At 56.5% G+C, this 5,248-nt stretch carries 4 protein-coding genes; 3 read left to right on the top strand and 1 reads right to left on the bottom strand.

Translation table 11 applies throughout. From position 1 onward, the window contains the following. A partial coding sequence (locus RTY00_RS19115) for an ABC transporter substrate-binding protein (RefSeq protein ID WP_312665537.1) occupies positions 1-1,489 on the top strand: 1,489 nt, incomplete at its 5' end. Between the two features lies 1 nt (position 1,490). Here RTY00_RS19115 and RTY00_RS19110 read toward each other — a convergent pair. Continuing rightward, on the bottom strand, positions 1,491-2,417 hold the full coding sequence (locus tag RTY00_RS19110; protein WP_008108854.1) for a LysR family transcriptional regulator: 927 nt from the start codon (positions 2,415-2,417) through the stop codon (positions 1,491-1,493). Between the two features lie 148 nt (positions 2,418-2,565). Between RTY00_RS19110 and RTY00_RS19105 the strand changes: the two genes are divergently transcribed. Further along, entirely contained in the window at positions 2,566-3,987 is a 1,422-nt protein-coding gene (locus RTY00_RS19105; protein WP_312665535.1) for a M20 family metallopeptidase, read from the top strand. Continuing rightward, positions 3,984-5,248: MFS transporter (locus RTY00_RS19100; RefSeq protein WP_312665534.1), on the top strand; the 1,265-nt coding region annotated here is incomplete at its 3' end. The genes RTY00_RS19105 and RTY00_RS19100, both read left to right, overlap by 4 nt.

The following is a 5,248-nucleotide window of genomic DNA, read 5'->3' as shown; positions in this document are numbered from 1 at the left end:
CTTCAACCCGCAGTTGTACACCTCGGGAACTAGCGTCGATGCCAGCGCAGTGCCGATATTTAACCGCCTGGTGGACTTTACGCCCGGCACCACCGAACTGGTGCCCAGCCTCGCTGAGAGCTGGGATATCAGCCCGGATGGCAAGGTCTACACCTTCCATCTGCGCAAAGGGGTGAAGTTCCAGAGCAACAAACTGTTTAAGCCATCGCGCGATTTTAACGCCGACGACGTAATCTTCTCGTTTATGCGCCAGATGGACCCCAAAAACCCGTACCACAATGTCTCCGGCGGTAACTACGCCAACTTTGAAAGCCTTGAGCTGGCGAAGCTGATCACCAGCATTGAGAAAGTCGATGACAATACTGTGCGCATCACCTTAGCTCACGCTGAAGCGCCATTCCTTGCTGACTTAGCCTGGTATTTTGCCTCGATTCATTCGGCAGAATACGCCGACCAGATGTTGAAAGCCGGCACGCCAGAAAAAGTCGATATGGAACCGATTGGAACCGGACCGTTTGAGCTGGTGCAGTATCAAAAAGATTCACGCATCCTCTACAAAGCCTTCCCGGAATACTGGCAGGGCAAGGCGAAGCTCGATCGTATTGTCTTCTCCATCACGCCGGACGCCTCGGTGCGTTACGCCAAGCTGGAAAAAAACGAATGCCAAATTATGCCGTTCCCCAATCCGGCCGATCTGGAGAAGATGCGCACCAATCCCGATTTAACGCTGCAACAGAAATCGGGCCTGAATACCGGTTTCCTATCATTCAACACCACCAAAGCGCCGCTGGATAACGTGAAGGTGCGTCAGGCGCTGGCGATGGCGATCAACAAGCAGGCAATCATCGATGCCATTTTTAAGGGCACCGGCACGGTGGCGAAAAATATCCTGCCGCCGGACGTGTGGAGTGCGGATAAAGACCTGAAGGATTACGACTACGATCCGCAGAAAGCCAAAGCGCTGCTGCAGGAAGCTGGGATCGAGCCAGGCACCGAAATCGCCTTGTGGGCGATGCCAGTTCAGCGACCGTATAATCCGAACGCGCGACGTATGGCGGAGATGATTCAGGCGGATTGGGCCAAAGTGGGCATCAAAGCCAATATCGTCAGCTATGAGTGGGGCGAATACCTCAAGCGCGTGAAAGGTGGCGAACATCAGGCGGCATTGATGGGCTGGACCACCGCGACCGGCGATCCGGATAACTTCTTCGGTCCGCTCTACAGCTGCACCTCAGCGAATGGCGGCTCCAACTCATCGAAATGGTGTTATCAGCCTTTCGAGAAGATCATCACCGAAGCGCGCGCCGAGCAGAATCACGACAAACGCGTGGCGCTGTATCAGCAAGCGCAGCAAATCATGCATGACCAAATGCCCGCGGTGATGATTGCTCACTCAACCATCTTTGAGCCGGTACGCAAGTCGGTGAGCGGTTATCAGGTCGATCCGTTCGGTAAACACATCTTCTATCCGGTGGATATCAAGAACTAAGTTACGGCTTCCAGCGCTGGCGCAGCGGTTCCTCTAACGCGTCCAGCTGTTGCAGCAAAAAAGAGAGAAACACATTCAGGGCGGCACTGCGAGGTCGCCCTGATTGCGTCTGCAGTTGCAAAGTGCGCTGACTCAGCTGATCGATGCCTACCGAGCGCAAAATCAAACCGTGCGTTTCAGCCTCCTGCAGCACGGTGAAGGCACTGCAAATCGTCACTGCCTGCGGCGTACGCAGCAAAAACTGAAACAGCATCGAGAAGGTATCGCAGGTCATCACTGGCTCAACCAGGCTGCCATTCATGTGGCTGGCAAGCTCAAACAGTTGCCGCACGGTGGTGTTTTGCTGCGGCAAGGCCAGTGGATAGTGGCTAAGATCGGCGAGCGTGACCTGCGGCGCAGTCGCCAGCGGATGCGTTTGATGCATCACGATTAATACCGGTGCCGGCCACGAACCCATCACTTCGACGCCGCGTTCTGCGTGCAGACTAAACTGCAGCGCTACGTCACACTCGCCGTTGCGCAGCGCTTCCGCCACGCCTTGGGTGCTGGCGACTTTCACATCAAACAGCACGCCCGGATTGTCATTGCGGAAATCCGCGATCAAACGGGGTAGCAGCGTAAACGCCAGCCCATCGGTGCAGGCCACACGGATCAGCGTGCGGCGCACCGCTTTCAGCCCCTTAATCTCCGCCAGCGCGTACTCCATATCCAGCAGGTTCTTACGTACGTGATGCGCGAAAATCTCGCCCGCTTCATTCAACACCATGCCGCGCGCATGACGTGCAAACAGCGGCACGCCAACCTGATTCTCCAGTCGCTGAATTTGTCGACTGATCGCCGACACCGCCACAAACAGCTGTTCGCTGGCGGCGCTGAGCGAGCCGGTATTGGCGACGGCGAGAAAATAGCGGATTTCACTGCTTAACATGCGGGTGCCTCATGGTGGTGCATGCCTCGAAATCGGGCAGGCTAGCTTTGCCATAAAAGCAAATCTTACTCGATAAATTGATAATTGTGGCAAAGCAGTGTTTCCGCAAAGATGAATTAACGACAAAACAATAAAAGACAGGGCAAACATGACAGCACAACAGGCGGTTCAACAGGCCACCGCTTATTTTGACAGCGGGGAATTTCAACGTATTTTGGCGCGTCGCGTGGCGCAACGCACCGAAAGCCAGCGCGAGGATCGTGACAGCGAGCTACAGCGTTATTTGCAGGATGAGATCGGCCCGCAGTTGATTGCACTGGGCTTTACTTTGCACTTCATCGACAACCCGGAAGCCGCTAATCGACCGTTCCTCGTGGCGGTACGCATCGAAGACCCAATGCTGCCAACCTTGCTCAGCTATGGTCACGGCGATGTGGTGTTTGGTGATGATGAAAACTGGCGCGACGGCTTATCGCCATGGCAGATGGTTGAAGAGGGCGATCGCTGGTATGCGCGCGGCAGCGCCGATAACAAGGGCCAGCACTGCGTCAATCTGGCGGCGCTGGAGCAGGTGTATCAGTTGCGCGGTGGAAGCCTGGGCTTCAACTGCAAAATGTTGTTCGAGATGGGCGAAGAGATTAGCTCGCCGGGACTGGCGCAGTTGTGCCAGCAGCATGGCGAACTGTTGCAAGCCGATCTGTTTATTGCCTCAGACGGCCCACGCCTCAATGCGATTCGTCCCACGCTGTTCCTGGGCTCACGCGGCGCGGTTAACTTCCGTTTGACCGTTAACGCGCGTGACAACGCCTATCACTCCGGCAACTGGGGCGGATTGTTGAGCAATCCGGGTACGCAGTTGGCCAACGCCATCGCCTCGCTGGTCAACGCGCAAGGCGTGTTGCAGGTTGAGGCGCTGAAACCCAATTCTCTGACGCTGCAGGTACGCGATATTCTCGGCGATATCGAGGTCGGCGGCATGCCGGGCGATCCCGATATCGACGTGAACTGGGGCGAACCGGGACTGACGCCAACCGAACGCCTGTATGGCTGGAACACGCTGGAAGTGTTGTCATTCCTCACCGGCAATCCGGCACGTCCAATGAATGCCATTCCGGGCAGTGCTACGGCGGTTTGTCAGCTGCGTTTTGTGGTGGGCACCGATTGGGAGAACCTCGCCCAGCATGTGCGCGCCCATCTGCAGCAGCACGGTTTTGACTATGTGGACGTGGAGTTTATGCGCGGATCGCCCGCGACACGCCTTGATCCCACCGATCCGCTGGTCAATTGGGTGCTGACCAGCATGGCGGAAACCAGCGGCAAGAAACCGGCGCTGCTGCCTAACCTCGGTGGCTCGCTGCCCAATGAAGTGTTCTCTGACATTCTCGGTTTGCCCACCTTGTGGGTGCCGCATTCGTATCCCGCCTGCGGCCAGCATGGCGTTAACGAGCATATGTTGAAATCGATTGCCCGCGAAGGTTTGCAGATCATGACGCGTCTGCTGTGGGATCTCGGCGAGCAGGGAACGGAACTGGTGGCGCAGCATCGTGCGCACGTTGGAGGTGGCCAATGAGTACATTGAATACCGCGATGCCGTTGAGCGCGGCAAAACCCAATCTGCACAAAACGCTGTTCGCCACCTGTATCGGTAATGCACTGGAGTGGTTTGATATCGCTGTGTACGGCTTTTTTGCCAGCTACATTGCGCATGCCTTCTTTCCTACCAGCGATCCGTCGGTCTCGATGTTGCTGACCTTTGGCAGCTTTGGCGTGTCATTCCTGATTCGTCCGCTGGGCGCGATTGTGCTGGGCAACTATGCCGACCGCCACGGTCGAAAAAAAGCGCTGCTGTTATCGATTAACCTGATGATGCTTGGCGGTGCGGTCATCACCTTTATGCCGAGCTACAGCAGCATTGGCCTGATGGCGCCGCTGTTGATTTTGCTGGCGCGTCTGGTGCAGGGCTTCTCTGCCGGTGGCGAATTTGGCAGCTCGACGGCGTTCCTGGTTGAGCATTTCCCAGAGCGTAAAGCCTTTATCGCCAGCTGGCAGTTCGCCACGCAGGGCGCCAGCACCTTGATGGCGTCGGCCTTTGGCCTCGGATTAACGCAAATTCTCAGCGAAAGCCAGATTCAGGATTGGGGATGGCGCATTCCTTTCGCCTTCGGTCTGCTGATTGGTCCGCTGGGGATTTATATTCGACGTCATGTACATGAACCAGCGAGCTTTGCTGAGCACAAACCGGAAGCCGCGCCGCTGAAAAGTCTGTTTGGCCGCCAGAAGGAGTTGATGCTGTTGGCAATCGGCCTGATGGTGATCTCGACTGCGGTGAACTACATGCTCAACTATGTGCCGACTTACGCCACAAAAAACCTGCACTTGTCAGGCAGCGTAGCGTTTACCGCCACCTTGTTGGCGGGCGTGATTCTGACGGTGGTCACGCCAATCATGGGGTTATGGGCAGAGCGCGTAGGGCGCGTGCCGCTGATGTGGGGATCGTTGATTCTGCTGATCGTTACCATCTATCCGGCATTTAAGCTGGTGGTTGATCACACCACGCCGACTACGCTGATTTTGCTGGTGTGCTGGATGGCGCTGCTGAAGTCGATCTACTTCTCGACGGTGCCATCAGTGATGGCGGATCTGTTCCCGATTGGTACGCGCGCCAGCGGCATGGCGATCAGCTATAACGTGGCGGTGACGGTGTTTGGTGGCTTTGCACCGCTGATTTGTACACTGCTGATTAGCGCGACTGGCACCAGCCTGGCGCCCGGCTATTATCTGATGGCGATGTCGGTGTTAAGCGGCCTGGCGCTGCTGCGCAGCCAGAAGCG

The sequence above is a fragment of the Pantoea sp. CTOTU49201 genome (genome assembly GCF_032054795.1).
Lineage (GTDB): Bacteria > Pseudomonadota > Gammaproteobacteria > Enterobacterales > Enterobacteriaceae > Pantoea > Pantoea symbiotica.
Note: the sequence above shows the minus strand (reverse complement) of the source record. Positions and strands in the feature narration are given on the sequence as shown.

Excerpts from the sequence above, each read along its gene's own strand:
- RTY00_RS19110 (WP_008108854.1), bottom strand. The coding sequence starts at position 2,417 with ATGTTAAGCAGTGAAATCCGCTATTTTCTCGCCGTCGCCAATACCGGC.
- RTY00_RS19105 (WP_312665535.1), top strand. The coding sequence starts at position 2,566 with ATGACAGCACAACAGGCGGTTCAACAGGCCACCGCTTATTTTGACAGC.